Source organism: Sphingomonas citri (assembly GCF_019429485.1).
GTDB lineage: Bacteria > Pseudomonadota > Alphaproteobacteria > Sphingomonadales > Sphingomonadaceae > Sphingomonas > Sphingomonas citri.
The window spans coordinates 93320-111117 of sequence record NZ_JAHXZN010000009.1 but is presented as its reverse complement, the minus strand read 5'-3'; the positions used below and the strand labels follow the sequence as shown (position 1 = coordinate 111117).

Genomic DNA, 17798 nt, shown 5'->3' with positions numbered 1-17798 from the left:
GCACGCGGAAGGGAGAAGGGCGAGGGGAGGGGGCGGGCATCAGAACTCCTCGCCCGGCTTGGTGTTGGTGAGCATGAAGATGCGCTCCATGATCTCGTCGGCCGACATGACGCCGAAGCCGATGGGGACGGTCTTGCGGGTGACGGTGTCAAAGAGCACCAGCGCCGGCGTGGCGAGTGGCACGCCCATGCGCTCGCGCTGGCCGCTATCGACGACGTAGTTGGGGAAGGAGCGGCTCGGCCCGCCGTCGGTCGAGACCGCCATGACCGTCATGCGGTGGCTGTCAGCGACCGAGCGCAGGATGGGCGAGAACACCTCACACGCGGCACAGCTCTGCGCGAAGAAATAGAACATGCCGTAGCGCTGGCCGATGCGCGCGAGCGCCTGGTCGCGGGTGGCACTGCGGTTGTCGGTCCACGCGCGCTTGCCGACCGTAGAGACGGGCCGCTGCAGCGTGTAGTCGATGTCGGGGTTCTGCCAGAGCGCACGCTGCCAGGTGTCGGAGAACACCGAGGCACGGTCGAGCTGCTCACGCTGGAAGCGGACGTAGGCGATCACGTTCGCCTCGGTCGGCTCGAGGATGGCCTTGTTCTTCAGCTCGTTCAGCTGCCGCGTAATGGCCTTCATCCGATCGGTTGCCGACGCCTGCGCCTGCTGCACGGCCTGAGGCGTCTTGGGCGGCGCCTTGGGGCGCTCGCAATAGAACCACTGGCCGAGCCGGCGCTGACCGCAGTAGAAGTCATCGCCTTGGACCGGCGCGTCCACGCTCGCCTGCACGGCCTCAGGCTGCGCCTGCTCCTGCGCGGCCTCATCCTCGCCCGCGCCCGACATTGCGGCCGATTGCAGATCCGACGACTGCGCGGGCGCCGCGATCGGCGCGGCCGCGGCGAGCAGCATGAGAAACGTGGCGGCGAAGCGGCCGCGGCGGTTATCCCTGATCGTCGTCATCGTCATGCTCCCCGTCGAGCTCAATCATTGCGAGTTGAAGGACCGACATCATCCGCGCGACGTCGAGCATCTTGGTGCCCTGATCGAGCATGCGGACGATCCCGCGTAGGTGCTGGCGGCCGTGCTTGCGGCCCTTGATCGTGGGGCGCATCCCGGTCGGGCGGCGAACCAGCCAGCCGGCGTCGACCATTCGCGGGAACGAGCGCTCGACCTCGCGCGGGTCGACGTCGCACTGGAACCAGTGGCTAACCGTCTGCGCGACCTCGCCCGCGGAGGTGCCGCGGCTCGGGCGATGAATACGAAGGAACACCGCGAGATCGAGCACCGACATGTCGATCATGCACGGTCCCCCCGGACCGTCCGCATCATTTGCGCCCGTGAAGGTCATAATACCCCTGAATCTTTTGCTGGATGTCGGTCATTACGCTGACCTCGTCCGGCAGCTTCGCTGCGTCCATGAACTCGGCATAGACCTCGGAGAAATCCATCTGGGACAGATCGAGGCGTTGGAACTCCTCGATGGTGAAGCCCTTGCAGGTTTCGTCCTTGGGTTTGCCCCATGGCTTGTTGATCTGCAGGCGACCTTGCTCCTGCAGGATCCGGGAAAGCTTGCTGCCGAAGCAGCAGTAGGCGTCCTTCGAGGTCACGCAGACGCCGAGAATTTTGTCCGAGCAGTAGGATCCGACCTTATGGCAGAGCCCCTTGTCGTCCTTCTCGTCGAGTTGCTTCTCGGCCGAGCTGCACAGCCACGGCGTCAACAGCGGCACGCCCTTGCCCGAGCAGCAATTCGACGCGCCGAAGATCTTCTTGTTGCAGGTGTTGCGCTCGCCCGAGAAGACGGTGAGCTTGTCGGGATCGAACTGCTTGCCCGCATCGCCGATCGCGTGGAGCGCCACCAGCGCGTCCTTGAACTCGGTCGAGGCCTCGCGCTCGATCTGCTCGCAGTCGCCGTTGGAGCAGTAGACGTCGTTGCCGCAGACGTACTGCTTGTCGGTCGATGCGGGATCGTCGGGGAGCGGGCAGCTGTAGACGCGCTGCGACACCTTGCACGCACCCGACTGCGGGTCATCAAGGCACTCGTCGCGCAAGAACTTGCACTGCTTGTTGTCGTCGAGCGCGCTGCAGTCGCTCGCTGGCTGGAGCCGCTGGCAGGTGAACGTCCGCGACCAGGCCCAGCAGCTCTGCGTTACCGCCACGCCCTCGATCGTGCGCGTCTCCGGTCCTTCGGTGCAGACCTCGGCAGCCTGCGGCGTGCAGCTCGCGTCCGCGGCGAGTGCGGGGCAGGTGCCCTCGTTGCGCGTCACGGTGACGCTCGTCTCGCCCTCCTTCTTCAGGAAGACGGTGTTTGTCTTGAAGTTGAAGTGTGCCGGGATCTCGCCCTGCGGGATCTCAGTCGAGCAGGAGTAGAGCTGCGCGGTGCCGCTAACCTTGCTCTTACAGAATTTGCGGTAGTCCTCGATGTTCGTGCCGCCCGCGCCCATCTCGATCTGGGCATCGCAGACGTGCTTGGATACCGGCTCGGCGCGGCAGATGCCGGCCGCGACCTTGGCCTGCATCACCGTGTTGCGAGCGAAGCCGTTGCCCTCGTTCTTGTCCGGCGCACCGTAGTAGAACCAGCGTGAGGTATTGACGACGTTCGGCACCATGTTGCCGCGGCAGGTCTCGTTGGCCTGAGTGACCTTGGAGCCCTTGTTGCAGGTCGCCTCGTAATAGCCCTTCGAGCCGACCGAAGGCGGGAGAGCGGTGCAGGTACCGGTCGCGCCACCGATGTTCTGCCCGCCGAGGTAGGTCTCGGGGTCCTTCTCGATGGCGGTACCGCGCGAGGTGGCGGCGAGGATCTCCGCGTTGCTGAAGCTCGGGCGAGTGCCGGCCGTGTCGACGACGGTGCCATAGGCGTCGCTGGTCGGCGCCGCGCCTTTTCCGTCCATCGTCAGCTTGTCGGGATCGTCGAAATAGACCTTCTCGGGCAGGTCGGTGCCGCCGTAGCCGGGCAGCTCCTGCAGCTTGGCGTCGGTTGGGCCAAGGCTCTCGTCCGCGCGCATCGCCTTGCCCATGGCGTTGCCTTCCTGGCGCGCCTGCTCGATCGTCGTCTGCGCGATGACGCCGCTGGCGCCACCCGCAATGACGGCGAGGAAGAGCGAGGCGGCGAGGCGCTTCACCTACGCGCCCTTGCCCATGTTGCGCAGCGCCACGGATGCGACGCCGGCGCCGGGGCCGCGTCCGTCGACGAAGGTGTCGAGCACATAGCGCACCGAGACGTTGCCGGTGATGCGATCGAACGCCGGCACGGCGGTGCGGCAGTTAAGGCCTGAGCACAGGTCGAAGTCGGAGGAGACCGCGACATAGGTCGGCACCGCCTGGACGTCGAAGGCGCGGAACAGGCGCGGATCGATGCCGACGTTGGAGAGCTGATCCTTTTCCGTCACGACCTTGCTCAGCGCCTCGCTGAAAGCCTTCATCGAGTTGTTCGGGAAGCCACGAAACACGACCACGCCGCCCGCCTTGGCGGTGTCGGCGATGAGCTGGCGCAGGGCCGGCGCCGGCATCGACAGGCTGGCGAAGGCGATGAACTGCGGTGCGTCACCGCGGCCGGTCGACGACACGTTCTGGCTGGCGCCCTTGATGATCTCGTCGAAGTCGAACGCGCCATCGCCGTTCATCGGCAGATCGGCCTTGGCCAGCTCGGTGAGGTTGCCGGTCGCCTTGTCCTGCACCGCGATCGCTTCCTGGCGGAAGGCGTCGCCGCGGTTGCGGACCTGCTCGGCGAAGGTCTCGGCGTCGCCCTGCATGGCGGCCGAGCGGCGCTTGATCGCCTCGAGGTCAAGCCCATCGACGGTCTGAGCGATGGCCTGGATGCCGGCGAGGCCGGCGATCCCGGCAGCGACAAGGAGAAAGCGGCGCATCAGGGTCTCCTCACAGCACGCAGCAGTTGCGCTTGCGCCAGACGAGGTAGCCCATGTCCTCGCCCTTTACGGGGAAGGCACGGCCCGCCTGCGGCGGCATCGTCGACGCGCCAAGCGGCGAGCACGCCGCCTTGCCGCTGACGGTCGGGATCGGGTTGGTCATCTGGACGCGGTATTGCTGCTTCTTCAGCACCGGCATCGGGTACTTGTTGCACAGGCCCTTGGAGCCCATCGTGCCCCAGGCGAGGCCCTCACGGTGGATCTTGAAGGCGAAGCGAGCGAGCGCGAGGCGCGACGCCTGCACGTGCCCGACTGAGGCGGCGATGTTGCCGTTGATCGGGTACATCGGCCCTTGACAGCCGGCGCACCAGAAGGTCGCGTCGAGCGGCAGCTTGGCGGTGGACGCGATGCAATCACCCGCGCACGCGGCCTGCGCGATAGGCGAGGAGAAGAGCACGGCTTCCGGGTTGATGAGCGCGGTGAGCGAGTCATCCTGCCAGAGCGGGTCGACCTCGGTCATATAGGCGATATCGAACGACGACTGCTCGAAGCAGGCGAAGTCGGCCAGGATCTCCATCCAGTAGAGCAGCGGGTAAACGTACCAGTGGACGTGCCACTTGGACGTGTTCTGGCCGTTGCCGCCCTTCTGCGAGGGGCCGGAGAGCTGGCCTTGGCCAATGTCGAAACCCGGCGAGATCTTCGTGCCGCCGAGGTTCACGAAGCACCACGGCTTGGTCGAGACGTCGGCGAGGCGCACCGGCTCCCAGAAGCCGGCCGCGATGCCGATGCGGGGTACGGGCGAGCCGCAGGCGCAGACTGGCAGGTTGGGGTTGTCGGTGTCGGGCCGGTTGCTCGGCCAGATCTTCAGCCCGCCAACCGAGAGCGGGAACAGGCACGACCAGCAGACGTCGGTGATCGGGTTGACGAACTTGCCGGTGCATTTCGATTGCGCCTCCGCGCGCGGGCTCAGCACTGCCGACAGGGCGAAGGCGAAGAGTGCGAGCGTGAGGAGGCGAAGCGCTTTCACGACCGGGCGCTCCGCTCAGCGGCCAGGCGACGACGCGCCCAGAGATACGCCCCGAGCAGCACAGCGGCGCGCATGCCCATGGAGACTATACCGCCCGTGGTGACGTTGGGGGATGCTAAGCCTAGGCGCTCAGCAATGACGCGCAGGAGGAAGGCGCAAACCAAGAAGAGGTGCGCAACGGTGAGCCATTCTAGGCCGACGACGAGCGCCTCGAAACCGCGCAGTCGCTTGGCGCCAGCATCGCCGTCGGATGGGAGACGCTTGCTCACACCTCCTCCGACACCGCGGCCGCGAGGAACGCGTTGTCCGCGCGGTTCTTCCGAAACACGTAGAGCGTCGTGTGGAGTGCCGTCACCGCGAGCAGGGCGGCCACCACGAACGAAGCCGGCCGACCGAACAGCTGCACCAGTGTGCTGATCGAAAGCACGCCGAGTGCGGATGCTACGCAGAGCACCTGGAAGGTCCGGCGCATGCCGCGCAGCTCGTCCGTCTCCGGCGCGGCCATCGGCGTCTTCATCATCTCGAGCCAAAGTGGCATCAGCTGTTTCCTTTCAGCTTGATCTCGGAGAGCTTCATGACCCGGCCGTCCTGGACGGCGACCGCTGGCGTGTGGCGGATGCCGAGCTTTCCGGTCAGCCGCCCTTCCTGATCGAAGTAGAAGCGGCGCTGACGCTGGGTCATCTCGTCGATGGGCGAGCCGCTCACGAGGATGATCTTGGCCTTGAGGTCGCTGTAGGTCGCCGTCGCCCAAGCCATCTCGGCGTCGTTGTCGCCGTCGACGAAGACGAGCGCCTGCGTGACGGCGGTGAAGTCGAGCGGGTTCACCGTCTGCCCGCGGCGCGCGATGTAGTTGCCCTTTTGATCCTGCACGTCGCGTTCGATCGTGATCGTGGGATCGTAGGCCCAGGTGCGCGCCTCCGACGCCGGTGTGATGCCCGCGACCGGCTTGGGCCGGCGAACGCGCGCCTCGGTTCGCTTGGCGAAGGCGGCGTTCATGCGATCGAACTCGCCGTCCGCCTGCAGGCGCTGCAGCTTGGCCTCGATCGTCGCCAGCAGGTCTGGCTCAACGATCGGAAAAACCTGGCCGACCACGCCGTGGTCGCGCGCGCGCGTCGCCGAGGTCAGCGATATCGAGAGCAGCGCCACAATGGCGACGGACTCGAGCGCGCGCTTCACAGGATCGGCTTTCCGACGCCGACGATCGCGGCGGTGCAGGCGTAACCAATTGCGGCGTAGCGGCTGTCGAAGCCGTCCTTGTGCGGACTGCCGACGAAGTAGCAGCCGCGCGGGATCACGCCGGTCGGCCCGGGCACGAGACGCTCGCCGAACTTGCTGACCGGCTTCATGCGCGCAACGAGCCTGCCCGCGACGATGACATCGGCGCCGCGGTGCTCGACCAAGTCGCCGGGCATGCCGTAGACGATCTTGCCGAACATCTGCTTCTTGGCGCCGAAGTGGCGCGCCACGAGCGGCGCCTTGGGCGGCACGAAGAACACGTACTCGCCGCGCGCGGGCGTCGCCGTCTTGTGGATCACGAAGGCCCAGTTAGGCAGCGACTGAGAGGAGTTGATTAGCAGCGCGTGGTTCTCGCGCCAGCTCGACAGGCCATTCAGTGCCAGTCCGCCAACCGTGAAGAGCCCCAGCCCCGCCCACAGCCGCTTGCGCGGCCGGAAGCGCTCGCCGGCGACCGGCGCGGCGAGGGTGGCGGCCTTACTGGCCACCGGGACCACCGAAGGTCGAGACGCTGGCGCCCTGAGCCGCCATGTCCGGCGCAGGCGCTGCAACGCCCGCGTCGGTCGTCGGCATCGGTCCGAACGGCGAGTCCGGCGATACGGCAGTCGGCGCCTGTGCGAGCTCGACCGGCGATGGTGCAGCGGTTGGCGCGACGGGCGCGATCGGTGCCTGGCCGCGCAGCATCGCACCCATCTGGTTCGGCGAGGCCGCCTGCGGCACCTTCACGCCCGAGGCATAGACCGCCTTGGCAACTTCGGCCGTGATGTCGGGCACGCTCTTGGAGAGCACGGCCTCGCCGACGAGCACCACCTGGCCAGCCGCGCCACGGCGCTGCAGCTCGCCGTCGAGCGATGCCATGAAAGTCCGCATCTGCGACTGGACCTGCTCGGGCGGGGTCGCGCTGCGCGCCTGTGCCTGGACGTACTCGCCGACGAGCTTGGACAGGTTCGCCTTGACGATGTGCTGCGGCTTCTCCGCAGTCACCGCCTTGGTGATCCACATCGCCCAGACCAGCGCGATGAGAAGAGCCGCGCCGAGGAGCAGCTGCTGCGCGGTGTAGCCCGCGAAGACGGCGCGGCGTGCGGGCGCGATCGCGGCGGATGCGGGTGTCGGGGCGGGAGCCGCGGGGGCAGGCTGAGGCGCGATCGGCGCACCCATCTCGTTATCGTCGATCATGCGCGCGGCTCCTTGGCGGCCGGGTCACGCGGCAGGATGGCGTGACGGCGAAAGAAGATGAGCGCGCCCGACACGATCATGTGGACGATGCCGACGGTGATCTTGAACTGGTCAACGCGCGCGGGGCCTGCCGCGAGGTAGCGGCTGGTCATGTTCTCGAGGTGGTTCATCATGCCATCGAGCGAGAAGCCGCCCAGCACGAGGAAGAAGAGGACGAACACGCCCCACGTCATCAGCAGCGTGGTGGCGAGGAAGCCCGCCATGTGCAGGCCGAAGTAGAGCAGGAAGCCGGCATCGGTGCGCGCGGCTCGCCGAGGCGGCGAGAGCGGCACGATGCGATCGGGATGCGTTGCCATGAGGGTCACTCCGCGGCGATTGGGAGCTGGTCGTCGGCGACGTCGCTCCATTTCTCGGGGTTGTCGGGATAGGCGACTCGTTCGATCGCCTCTTCCATCGTGAGACCCTGATGGAGCAGGTCATGGATGGCCGCGAAGGTGCGCGGCGAGGACGAGAAGACGGTCGCCGAATAAGGATCGAGCACGAGGCGACCGACCGCCATCGATTCCGGTCCCTTGATGAGCACGTCGGAATATTCGACGCCGTTGCGCTTCAGCGAGCGCATCAGCGCGTCGGTGTAGTCGTCCATCTCGAAGCGGTCGTGCTTCTTGAAGTCGGCGATCGTCTCGGCCTTCTGCTGCAGGACGACGAACCAGTCGCTGTTCTCCAGCGCCGCCTTGGAGCCATCCGACTTGTAATAGTCGTTGATGCTCTGCGTGGCGGTGACGAGCGACGCGCCGTACTTGCGGCAGGTGCGCGCATAGGCCTCGATGAAGTCGGCCATCGAGCCGCCCTTGAGCATCTGCCACGCCTCGTCGAGCAGCAGCGCCTTGGGCACCGAGCGATCCTGACGGCGCATCGCCTGGCTCGCCATGAACATGATCGCGGTCAGCGCGACCGAGCGCAGCTCCTCGCGCGAGGACAGATCCGACAACTCGAACACGGTGAGGTTCGCCTTGAGCTCGAACGAGACGTCGCCGGTGAAGAAGCGACCGTAGGTGCCAGCACTCGAGAACGGCCGCATCGCGATGCCGAGATCGGCCGCGACCGGATTGCCGGTCTCCTCGAGCGCGGCGATCACATCGTCGATGCAGCCGCTGCGCCCCTTCTCGGCCCAGACCTTGTTGATCGCGCCGTCGATCAGGCCGCGCTCGGTGTCGTTCAGCTTGTCGATGTGGCGCGCCATCTGGTTCACGATGCTTTTCAGCATCGCGAAGCAGTCCATGAGGTAGTCCTCGTCCTGCCCCGCGAGCGTCGGATCGATCATGGCGAAGGGGTTGATGCAGAAGCCCGACGCCATCGTGAACTCGACGAAGGCACCGCCCTGCAGCTTGGCCGAATGCTCGAACGAGCGGCCGTCGTCGATCACGACGACCTTGGCGCCGGCACCGACCATCGAGGCGCACAGCTCCTGCAGTGCGACCGACTTACCCGAGCCCGACTTACCGCACACCGCGACATTGTGGTTGCCGGCGCTGTTCTCGAATGGCGACCAGAAGAAAGGCTGCCCGCGGCGGCCGACCAGCATGAGGTGCGGCTGGTGGCCGCCCAGATACTCGCCCTGCATCGGCATGAGACTGGCCGCGGTGGTGGTCAGCACCGTGCGCATGCGCTTCATGTTCTTGAGGTCGAACGACAGGCCATTGGCCATCGTCATCGGCATCGCGGCGAGCAGGCCCTGGATCTGCAGATAGCGATCGTCGAGCAGGTCCCAGCCCGCAGCGCGGTACACTGATTTCAGCGTCCGCTCGTTCGAGTCCCCCTTGCCCTTGGGGCTGAACGAGGTGACCGAGTAGAACGCTTGCACCAGCTTGCGGCCCTGGCGCAGCTCGTCCTTGACGAACTTCCACTCGGCCGACTGGTCCTTCAGCTGCGGCAGCATGCGCGCCGACTTGGAGTCCGCGAGGCTGGTGGTGCGCATGAACTTGCGACCCGCGCGCTGCCCCTCGGCCTCGGCGTCGGGGAAGTCGAGGCACAGGTTGGTCGAGACCGGGCAGGGCATGCGCAGCTTGTCGGCGAACATGTCGCCGATGAGCTTGGCCATGTCCCACGGCGCCCAGCGCTGCGGCAGGTTGCGCACCGAGAAGGAGCGCACGTCGAACGTGTCGGGGTAGATCTCGCCGATCTCGGGCGCGTCATCGACCAGCTTGCCGGTCGGACGGAAGCGTTCGGTACGCAGCAGGATGCGGTCCGGCTCGATCTTCATCTCAAGGTCGTGACGCACCGCTTGGTCGGCGATCGGATCGAACGGATTATAGGTGATCGTGTCGTCACCCGGTGCGGTCGTTGGCGAGGTCAGGTCGTCGATCCACGTGATGAGCGCCTTGGGATCCATGGCGCGCGAGTGGACGCCGATCGACTCCAGCGTCGAGGCGAGCCCCTCCATGACGGAGACGATCTCCTCGTTGGAAACTCGGCTGGTCTCCGGCGTCGAGTAGGAGAGCGCTAGGCGATGATTGCGCATGTGGAAGGGCGCGGCGGTCGACAGCGAACTCCATACCCCGCCGAGCAGATAGTCGGTGCGGTGCTTGGCCATGCGCTCGTAGACGCCAGCGGCCGAGTAACGCGGCAGATACCATTTGGAGAGCAGCTCGCTGATGCGCGGGCTCATCCAGCCATGCACCTGCAGCGCGCCCGGCGTCGGAATGCCCTCAGACAGGAACTGTGCGAGCATCTCGTGGCTCTGCTCGGTCGCGCCCATCATGGGCGTGCATTCGAGCACGAAGCCGCGCGTGCCGCTGTTGTAGAAGATCTGGGTCTTCGGATCGTAGCTCCGGTATGGCAGCCAGTGGACGAACCGCGGCACCGCGGTGTCGGGACGCCCGCCCTCGGGCTTGGCGCTATCGCCAAGGATCGTCGCCAGCAGGCCACTCAGGAAGCTCATTGATCCACTCCGGGGAACGAGGGGGCGCGCAGCACCGGGATGACGCCGTTGGCCTTCACCGCCTCACGCGCTTCCGGCTCGACCCGCGCGAGACCGGCGCGGATCGCGGGGTTGGCGCCTACCGCCGCGAGTGCCGTACGACCTGCCTGGGTGGCGTGCGTCGGCACCGTGATTGCCGACGTCGCTGTTGGCGCTGTTGCAGGGCGAGCAGGCGCGGAAGGTGAAGGGGTGGCAGGCTTGGGGGTGCCGATCGCCTGCGTCGTGGCCGTGCGCGCCTGTGGCGCGGTTGGGGAAGGGCGCGGCGTAGGAGTGATCGCGCGACCGCTGGTTGGCGCCGCGGGAACAGCGATCGGCGCACGCGACTGACGATAGACCGGCGTCGTCGAGGCCGGCATCCGACGCGGATTGCGCGCGAGCTGGCGGGCGACCTGGTCCTTGATGTTGCCGACCGGATCGACCGGTGCGCGCGCCGCGGCGACCGCGGCCGCGCTCGGCATGTCGGGATCCATGCCCATGTCCGTATCGCCGGTGATCGGAGGATCCGCGCGGTCGACCGCTGCGAGGAGCGTGTCGCCACCTGCCGCACTTGCGACCTCGGCCGGCGTGGTCGCAACGGCGTTGCTGGCAAGCTCACGCTGCCACTCGCCGCGCTGGACCACGGCATGGATCGCGGTCTGCTCGCGCAGGCGCCCAGCGGCGTCGATCTGCGCCGGGAAGACGATGCGCAGCACGCGCTCCTGGCTGCGGGCAGGCGTAGCGGCGGCCGACTGGAAGCCGCCCGCGACGCTGCGGGCAGCCATGCTCTGGCCGCCGCGATCATCGGTCGCCGGCGCGCTATAGGGACCGGCCGGCGTAATCATGCGGTCGCCGTCCTCGCCGGCGATCAGCGCCAGTGCGCGATCGTCGATGGTGGAGCTCGGCGCGCAGATGCCGTCCGGCGCGATGCACGAGAAGTTGCCCTTTATGTTGCCGCCCAGCGTCGTGCAGCTGGCGAGACCGGTGCCGGCGAGGATGAGCGCGAGCGCTCCGAGCTTGGTAGCCGTCACGACCGTGCTCCCTCGATGAAGGCAGCGAGCGCCTCCTTGGGCCGGTAACCCTCGATCATCGCGCCGTCGGAGCGGACGATGACGGGCGTGCCGGAGAGACCATGCGCGCGAGCGAACTTCTCGTTGGCATCGAGACCGGAGGTGTCGCAGGTGCCGGCATTGCGCAGCGGCTCGCCGGCGTAGGCCTGGTGCAGCGCCTCCTCACGGTTCCTTGCGCAATAGACCTGGTTGGCGAGGTCGCGGCTGCCGAGCACCGAGATCGGTCGCTCGACGACGCGCACGTTCATGGTCCGCAGCGTGTTCGATAGTGCGCGGCAGTAGCCGCAGCGGAAATCGCTGAAGACGGTGACCGTCTTGCCCGCGGACTTGCCCCACACGATCGCGCCGGTCGCCGGCAGGCTCGTGAGCGAGAGGTGCTGCGGCGCCGCGGGTGCAGAGGGCGGCGCGCCGGCTCCGCGCGTCAGCGGCGCCTCGTCGCTGCTGGCCGCGTTGTTGGCCTTGGCCGCCCCGCCGATGAGCGTGTCGGGGTTGATCTCGAGGAGACGGGTTGCGGTGAGGTCCTGCCGCGTCTCCATGTCGTAGACCCGGCCGATCATGAGGTAGCGGCCCGAGTGGTCGACGTAGAAGAGATTGCTGCCGGCAGTGACCTCACACAGGCCGTCGACGACGCCGCAGTCCACCTTGGACACATCAGTCCGAGGCAAACGCGCTTTGAGCAGCGCCGCGACCTTCTGGTTGGACGGGGACATGATGCCGAGGTCGGCCGCAGCACCTGCGGCACCGATGCCGACGATAGCCGCGCAACCCGCGATGGTCGCGATGAAGCGAGGACGAAGACGCCAGAAGGCGATGTAATCAATTGCGGACATACACACCCTCCAGGAAGACGATCTCGACGTCGACACCGGTCGGCATCTCGATGATGGGCTGGTACTGCTCGGCGCGCTCGATCAGGTACTTGGAGACCATGTCGCCGGCCTCGCCGATGCCGTTGCCGACACCGCCCTGCGCGATGTCACCGAGCCCGAGCTGCTGGCGCTTGCCGTTGGCGAGCACGACGTTGCCGGGCTGCAGCGCAATGTTGGTGTTGGCGGCAAAGCCGCGCCCGATCCCGCCGACGAGCCCGGCGAGGAAGGCTTGGCTCACCAGCGAGCCCTCGCGGCTGACGACGCGCCCACGCACGCCGGTCTTGCCGCCGAAGGCGATGAAGCCCTTCACCTCGGACTCGGCATAGCGGCCGCCCGGCTGCGGGCAGGTCATCTTCTGAAGCTTGATGTAGACCTTCTCGCTCGACAGCTCGCCGCGCGCGGCGCCGTTGATGAGGCAGCCCTGGATCTTGGTGGTGAGCAGCTTGCCGTTCTGCAGTACCGAGCGCGCGGGACCGGTGATGCGCAGCACGACCGGCAGCGGGTCGGTCTGGCTGTTCACGCCCGCCGCGGCGTCGACGCCGACGATAACCTTGGCGGTCGCGAAGCTGTTCGCGGGCAGGTAGTTCGGGCTGTCGGTATAGACCGTGCTGCCCTTGGCGATCTTGGACGCGGTGCCGCGATCGGTTGAGCCGAACGAGACCATCTTCACCTCGCTCAGGCGAGGCGCGGACAGGTCCGGACCGGCAGGCGGCGCGCCGGCGCCGCGGCCGTACACCGCGGCGCTGCCCGGGCCGTACATCGCTTGCGGACCGGCCGGGACAGGGGGCGGGGCGGCTGCGCGCTCGTTGACCTGCCGGCGCAGCTGCTCGTTCTCGGCCTGATAGGCGGAGAGCACACGCTGGCCATCGGCCGTCATCGACTGGTTCTGCGCCCGCATCGCGTCGAGCTGCTGCGAGAGCTGCGCTACCCGCGCGTTGGTGCCATCGACGCTCTTCAGCTGGTTCTCGGCCGACTGGAAGCGGTTCTCCGAAAGCGCCATCCACTCCTGCTCGGAGAGGGTCTTGTTGGCCATGTCGCTGACCGAGACCTTCACCTGCTCGGGCTTGTCGGGGTCGACCTTCTTGGCGCTGTCATCACCGCCGAAGATCCAGAACGACGAGGCGACCAGGCCGACCGCGCCGACCCCGGCGAGGAGCATGCGCTGCTTCTTTCGGGTCTCGGTGTTGCCGTCGAGCTCGGAGGCGATCGGCGACACGCCGTCGCCAGCCGCGCCGGCCTCCGGGCCGTCGAGCGGCTTGCGGCTGCGCGAGAAGATGTCCTTCAAAGCCATGGCTTAGTTTCCATTCCGCGAGACGAGGTAGGCGGTCGTGACCCGACCCGGCGCGAGCTTGGGCTCGGCGATCGAGACGGCGAGGGCGCTGGACGGCGCGACCTGCGCCTCGGTCAGGACCTTCTCCTGCGAGCCCTTATTCTCGATGCGCAGCACGCGGCCGGTCAGCGCCTCGCCGCGGTACTCCGAGATCATCTGGACCTTGAGGTCGCCCACGTAGACCGGCTTGAGCGACCGCTGACGCAGTTCGTAGCCGTCGACCGACTTGTTGGCGTACATCGCCTGCACCAGCGACACCGCGGCATCCTCGGGCGACGAGGCGGCCGCGACCTTCGTCGGCGCAGCCTCGACCGCGTCCGCCTTGGCGATCGCGGGGTTGGAGAGGAACACCTGCACCGCCTGGTCGCCGGCGATGCGGCAAGCGAACTTGTAGACATAGCCGCGCTTGGACGTGCCGAAGAACGACAGCGTCTGGCGGTTGAAGCCCTCGGGCACCGACAGGTAGATGTCGCCGCGCACCGGCTCGTTGACGACCGAGAAGTCGTCGGACGGGTTGCCAGTGTTGATCTTGGACACGCCGGCGAACTCGTCGCCGACAAGGCTGATGCGGGTGAGGTCCTTGGCGGAGGCGGTGCAGGCGACCTGCGCACCGTCCGCTACCATCAGCGTCTGGTCGCCAGCCGCGAAGGCGGGAGCCGCAAAGACGAAGACGGCGTTGGCGATGAGCGCGGCGCCGGCGATGCGGCTGAGCCAGCACATCGTGCGCGAAGCGAGCATCGTTCCGAGCGCGGCGCTGCCGAAGGCATAGAGCGAGGCGGTCACAGCGCGCCTCCCAGCTTGCCCTTGGGCTGGACCATGCTGAAGCCGACCAGCTTCAGGCTCATACCCGAATATTCCCAGTCGTAGACGAAGGTGCGTGGCTCGCTCGAGACCACCTTCTGGCCGACCACGGTGCTGAGCTTTCCCGTGACGGTCGACTGCAGGTGTTTGGCGTCGATCTCCATGCCCTCGAGCGTGAAGAACTGGCTCATGCTCGATCCGCGCTGCTCGCTCACGATCTTGAGGAGGTCCGCCTTGATGGCGCCTTGCGCCTTTGGGGAGACGATCGCGAGGACCGACTTCATCCAATAGTCGAGGCTGCCGGGTGACCGGTTGAGCGTCAGCACCGCGGTGTCGCGGGTGACCAACTCGAGGTATTCGCGCGACACGCCGGAGCTGGAAACCGTCACCGGCGATCCGAGGACCGGCTGCAGGACGATCTCGCGGCTGCGTGTCGCAGACATGAGGAGGAGGAGCGCGACGGCGCCCGCCAGCAGGAGGGCGGTCATCCCGAGAAGATTGCGCTGGCGAAGGACGCGCTGGCTCTGCGCGTGCCTGGTAGGAGAAATCCATGTCAGCCCACCATCAGTCGGAGGTAGGAAGGTGGCGTGGCCTTGAGCGACGGGAATCCGCCGGGCAGGTGCCAGTACGCCAAGTGGATCAGCCACGAAGTCGCCCGCCCGGCTTTGGCACGTCGAAGCGCCCACCATCCCAAGACGGCCAAGCCGATCCCGATGACGATGTGTTGGGACAGGATCCCCCAGGTGAAGGGGATGACCATCGCGAGGAACTCGTCCAGTGTCCAAAAGCCGATGAGCTCAGGATCGTCGAGGTGCGATGGGATCACGTACTTGTCGGCTGACATCACGCCACCTTCAGTGACGGCGCCGGCAGAGCTGCTATCTCTGCCGGCACCGGGTCGAGTCAGATTGTTGCGGTGACCGTCGAGGTGACGATCGGGACGCCGGTGCCGGCGCCGACGCCCACGCCGACCGGGATCGCGACCTGGCCGAGCGAGAAACGGCCCGAGGCGAGGCCGACGACACCACCGGCCAGCGACAGGACGGTGATGATCTTGCCGCCCGAACCCTCGAGGAAGCCGGTGAAGGCATCCAGCGCGGTGTTGAACGTGCCGTCGGCACCGGCGAAGGCCGGCGAGGCCATCACGACCGCGGCGGCCGCGACGCCGAGAGTGGCCAGCGCGGCCGTCTCGGCGCGACGGCCCATCTTGAGCAGGGTCTTCATAACCAGAGTCTCCTTTGACGGAGCGCATCTCAGCGCGCCCAAAGGAAGGCTGGCTTGGCATCAGGTAGGGTCGCAACAACGAACGCCGCGGAACCCTGTCGTGGCCGGTTTATTGAACCTCTCGGCTCGAATTTCCACCTTCGCTTTGAGGCGCTGACCCGTATCTGGGTCAGGATGGTCCGGATGTGGGTCAGCGTGGCTCACATGTGGGCCAAATTGGCTCGGATCTGAGCCACGCCCATCGGGACGCGATTAAGGGTGGAATCAGCTCGGTGCCTCACGTGAAATCGACAGGAGACATGCGTGGGTGGCTGCGCAACGCCGTTGATGAGCGTAGGGTGCTACTTTCAGGGGGCCGGCTCGGGATTGGAACCTGAGCAGCTTGGGAAAAGGGATGAGGCGCGAAGATGTCGGCCGGGGAAAGAGAGTGCAAATTCAAGGTTTCCGACTACTACTTTCGGCTGACGACCGAAGGTGTGCGCCTTTTCTCTAACAGAACCTGCGTTCATCAAACCTTTAGGCAGGTAGTGGACGAGCGTGCCGATTGCGCCAAGTCATTGCCGGATTATTATACGGCTGAAGATATGAGAGAGCACTTGGCCATCATACCATCCGAGGGGAATATCGAGCTCGAGTTCACTATCCTTGAGACCAGTGCTGCCTCGATTGAATCGGCAGCTGAAATCCTTAAGGAAGCGCTTGGTGCTTCGGTGGCCTTCAGTGATACCGTATCCTTACTCCTGTACGACCTGGTTGTGGAGGAAAACAAGACAGAGGTGCTCACAAAACTCGGCCTTACCGCCGAAGCCGCTGCGCGATACAAGAAATCGCTCAAAAGAACCAAAACGAATGTTTTTCCGATCCGGTAGCTAAGAGCGCGAAGCGCATGCATAGGTTAAAATGACGTTTGCGGCAGGTTTGCAAACCCAGCTGATGCGGTTATCCCTGTACGTGGTCATCCGGGAGGGATAGGCAGATGGAGGTACTTCAGCACGAAGTCGACCCGCCGTCGAGTAGACCCTACACGATTGCGGACTTTATTGTCTCGAAAATGGACAACGTTGGCGTCAGTCAACGAAGTTTGGCAGCGCGCACCGGGTACAGCCGCAGCCGTATTAATCGCATTTTGAGGGAAGAGGATCGGCTTCCAATCACTATGGTCGAGGCTCAAGCGATCCTCGCCTCACTCGGCGTCGGCGAGCTTGAAGCTGCGCTTGCACAGGAAGTGATCCGGGATAAGGCTCCGGTCACAAGCCGAGAAATGGAGGTAGTCGTAAGCCTCATCGCCGTTGTATTCGGCGGCCTCGCGACGAAAATAGCCTCGCTTGTGGACGTCGTCGAAGGGCTGGAGTTTGGCGATATTCGCCGCGAACATGGCTTGAAGGTGCAGAAGGCCATCTTCGAAATGCTGAAGGACCTCTACACTGACCTCATGCAGCGCAAAGACGACCGCATTGACCATACTAGATACTAGTCCAACATTTTAAGTTGGCCAGAGAATACCGCCCTAGCAGAGTTTCATTTTTTAACTCATTGGCACGAAAATAGCGGGTCGAGGGTTACGCTGCTCGCTTTATTGAGGCCAGCGCAGGCCGTACATGCAAAGAGCACCGGCGCATAGCGATTGGCCGTCTCTTGTGTTGGAGCCAAACCGGTTTCCTCCGCTGGTTAGGATATCCGGCGCAGCGTCCCAGAACCGGCGTGATTAGGTGACCTACGCGGAGTTCGATGATCGGGTTCCTCAAAACACGGCGGCGTTCAGCAAGGCGAATCCCGGGAGCGTAGCCAACAGAGTTCCCAAAAGCACGACGAGCACTCGCATCCCAGCTGTCGATGCCGCGCAGGGTTCCCAAAAGCACGAGGCCGAATCGGAGCGCCATGCGACTCGGTGCGGGGCACAGTTCCTAAAGGCACGATCCGGCGACTCAACCGGGTTCCCAAAAGCACGTGTGCCCGCCGAGACGCGGTTCCTGAAAGCACGAGCCGCTCCCGGACAGGGTTCTCAAAAGCACGAACAAAAGTAGCACAGGGTTCCTAAAAGCACGAAACTCGCCTGGCGACGGCCAAGTGCGCTGCCGCTAACTTCGACTTCCGCGAGACTTCCCGCGATCAGCACCTCGCTGCCGTCCGCTTGGCCGGTAAAACCGAAGATAAAGAGGAGACCCGTGCAAACAAGAAAGGCCCGACACTAGGCGGGCCTTCCGAGAAGTCGCTAGGACGCGTGTGGCAACTCTTCCTTAGCCGGCTGCTCCCGACATCGC

At 65.8% G+C, this 17798-nt stretch carries 21 protein-coding genes; 2 read left to right on the top strand and 19 right to left on the bottom strand.

Going from position 1 to position 17798, the window contains the following annotated elements:
• Positions 1 to 39: 39 nt before the first annotated feature.
• The 19 genes from KZ820_RS18490 to KZ820_RS18400 all read right to left on the bottom strand — a co-directional run bounded on the left by KZ820_RS18490 (position 40) and on the right by KZ820_RS18400 (position 15537).
• Entirely contained in the window at positions 40 to 948 is a 909-nt protein-coding gene (locus tag KZ820_RS18490; RefSeq protein WP_258048330.1) for a conjugal transfer protein TraF, read from the bottom strand.
• On the bottom strand, positions 929 to 1288 hold the full coding sequence (locus KZ820_RS18485; protein ID WP_219750322.1) for a hypothetical protein: 360 nt from the start codon (positions 1286 to 1288) through the stop codon (positions 929 to 931). The genes KZ820_RS18490 and KZ820_RS18485 overlap by 20 nt, the downstream gene beginning before the upstream one ends.
• 25 nt (positions 1289 to 1313) lie before the next feature.
• Positions 1314 to 3107 (bottom strand): conjugal transfer protein TraN, encoded by a 1794-nt coding sequence (locus tag KZ820_RS18480; RefSeq protein ID WP_219750321.1) that lies wholly within the window; start codon positions 3105 to 3107, stop codon positions 1314 to 1316.
• Entirely contained in the window at positions 3108 to 3851 is a 744-nt protein-coding gene (gene trbC, locus KZ820_RS18475; protein WP_219750320.1) for a type-F conjugative transfer system pilin assembly protein TrbC, read from the bottom strand.
• A 10-nt stretch (positions 3852 to 3861) separates the two neighbouring features.
• A complete protein-coding gene (traU, locus tag KZ820_RS18470; protein WP_219750319.1) occupies positions 3862 to 4878 on the bottom strand; it encodes a conjugal transfer pilus assembly protein TraU in 1017 nt (338 codons plus the stop codon).
• Complete coding sequence (locus KZ820_RS18465) at positions 4875 to 5147, bottom strand: hypothetical protein (protein WP_219750318.1); 273 nt, start codon at positions 5145 to 5147, stop codon at positions 4875 to 4877. Before KZ820_RS18465 ends, traU begins: the two co-directional genes overlap by 4 nt.
• Entirely contained in the window at positions 5144 to 5416 is a 273-nt protein-coding gene (locus KZ820_RS18460; RefSeq protein WP_219750317.1) for a hypothetical protein, read from the bottom strand. The genes KZ820_RS18465 and KZ820_RS18460 overlap by 4 nt, the downstream gene beginning before the upstream one ends.
• Positions 5416 to 6054, bottom strand: coding sequence for a type-F conjugative transfer system protein TraW (traW, locus tag KZ820_RS18455; RefSeq protein ID WP_219750316.1), 639 nt, complete (start codon positions 6052 to 6054; stop codon positions 5416 to 5418). Before traW ends, KZ820_RS18460 begins: the two co-directional genes overlap by 1 nt.
• Entirely contained in the window at positions 6051 to 6599 is a 549-nt protein-coding gene (locus KZ820_RS18450; protein ID WP_219750315.1) for a S26 family signal peptidase, read from the bottom strand. Before KZ820_RS18450 ends, traW begins: the two co-directional genes overlap by 4 nt.
• A complete protein-coding gene (locus KZ820_RS18445) occupies positions 6589 to 7287 on the bottom strand; it encodes a TrbI F-type domain-containing protein (RefSeq protein ID WP_258048329.1) in 699 nt (232 codons plus the stop codon). Before KZ820_RS18445 ends, KZ820_RS18450 begins: the two co-directional genes overlap by 11 nt.
• The gene (locus KZ820_RS18440) at positions 7284 to 7643 is read right to left on the bottom strand and encodes a hypothetical protein (protein ID WP_258048328.1); all 360 of its coding nucleotides are present in this window, start codon (positions 7641 to 7643) and stop codon (positions 7284 to 7286) included. Before KZ820_RS18440 ends, KZ820_RS18445 begins: the two co-directional genes overlap by 4 nt.
• A 5-nt stretch (positions 7644 to 7648) precedes the next feature.
• Positions 7649 to 10228, bottom strand: a complete 2580-nt coding sequence (gene traC, locus KZ820_RS18435) for a type IV secretion system protein TraC (RefSeq protein ID WP_219750314.1) — start codon at positions 10226 to 10228, stop codon at positions 7649 to 7651.
• Entirely contained in the window at positions 10225 to 11274 is a 1050-nt protein-coding gene (locus tag KZ820_RS18430; protein ID WP_219750313.1) for a conjugal transfer protein, read from the bottom strand. Before KZ820_RS18430 ends, traC begins: the two co-directional genes overlap by 4 nt.
• Positions 11271 to 12143 (bottom strand): DsbC family protein, encoded by an 873-nt coding sequence (locus KZ820_RS18425; RefSeq protein WP_219750371.1) that lies wholly within the window; start codon positions 12141 to 12143, stop codon positions 11271 to 11273. Before KZ820_RS18425 ends, KZ820_RS18430 begins: the two co-directional genes overlap by 4 nt.
• The gene (locus KZ820_RS18420) at positions 12130 to 13473 is read right to left on the bottom strand and encodes a TraB/VirB10 family protein (RefSeq protein WP_219750312.1); all 1344 of its coding nucleotides are present in this window, start codon (positions 13471 to 13473) and stop codon (positions 12130 to 12132) included. Before KZ820_RS18420 ends, KZ820_RS18425 begins: the two co-directional genes overlap by 14 nt.
• Positions 13474 to 13476: 3 nt before the next feature.
• The gene (locus KZ820_RS18415; RefSeq protein WP_219750370.1) at positions 13477 to 14250 is read right to left on the bottom strand and encodes a type-F conjugative transfer system secretin TraK; all 774 of its coding nucleotides are present in this window, start codon (positions 14248 to 14250) and stop codon (positions 13477 to 13479) included.
• A gap of 41 nt (positions 14251 to 14291) precedes the next feature.
• A complete protein-coding gene (locus tag KZ820_RS18410; protein WP_258048327.1) occupies positions 14292 to 14801 on the bottom strand; it encodes a type IV conjugative transfer system protein TraE in 510 nt (169 codons plus the stop codon).
• A gap of 65 nt (positions 14802 to 14866) precedes the next feature.
• Positions 14867 to 15157 (bottom strand): type IV conjugative transfer system protein TraL, encoded by a 291-nt coding sequence (gene traL / locus KZ820_RS18405; RefSeq protein WP_159512612.1) that lies wholly within the window; start codon positions 15155 to 15157, stop codon positions 14867 to 14869.
• A 59-nt stretch (positions 15158 to 15216) separates the two neighbouring features.
• A complete protein-coding gene (locus tag KZ820_RS18400; RefSeq protein ID WP_132910735.1) occupies positions 15217 to 15537 on the bottom strand; it encodes a TrbC/VirB2 family protein in 321 nt (106 codons plus the stop codon).
• 407 nt (positions 15538 to 15944) lie between these two features.
• Here KZ820_RS18400 and KZ820_RS18395 point away from each other — a divergent pair, with 407 nt between their 5' ends.
• A complete protein-coding gene (locus tag KZ820_RS18395) occupies positions 15945 to 16406 on the top strand; it encodes a hypothetical protein (protein ID WP_219750311.1) in 462 nt (153 codons plus the stop codon).
• A 107-nt stretch (positions 16407 to 16513) separates the two neighbouring features.
• Entirely contained in the window at positions 16514 to 17011 is a 498-nt protein-coding gene (locus tag KZ820_RS18390; RefSeq protein WP_219750310.1) for a helix-turn-helix domain-containing protein, read from the top strand.
• The last annotated feature ends 787 nt before the right edge of the window (positions 17012 to 17798 follow it).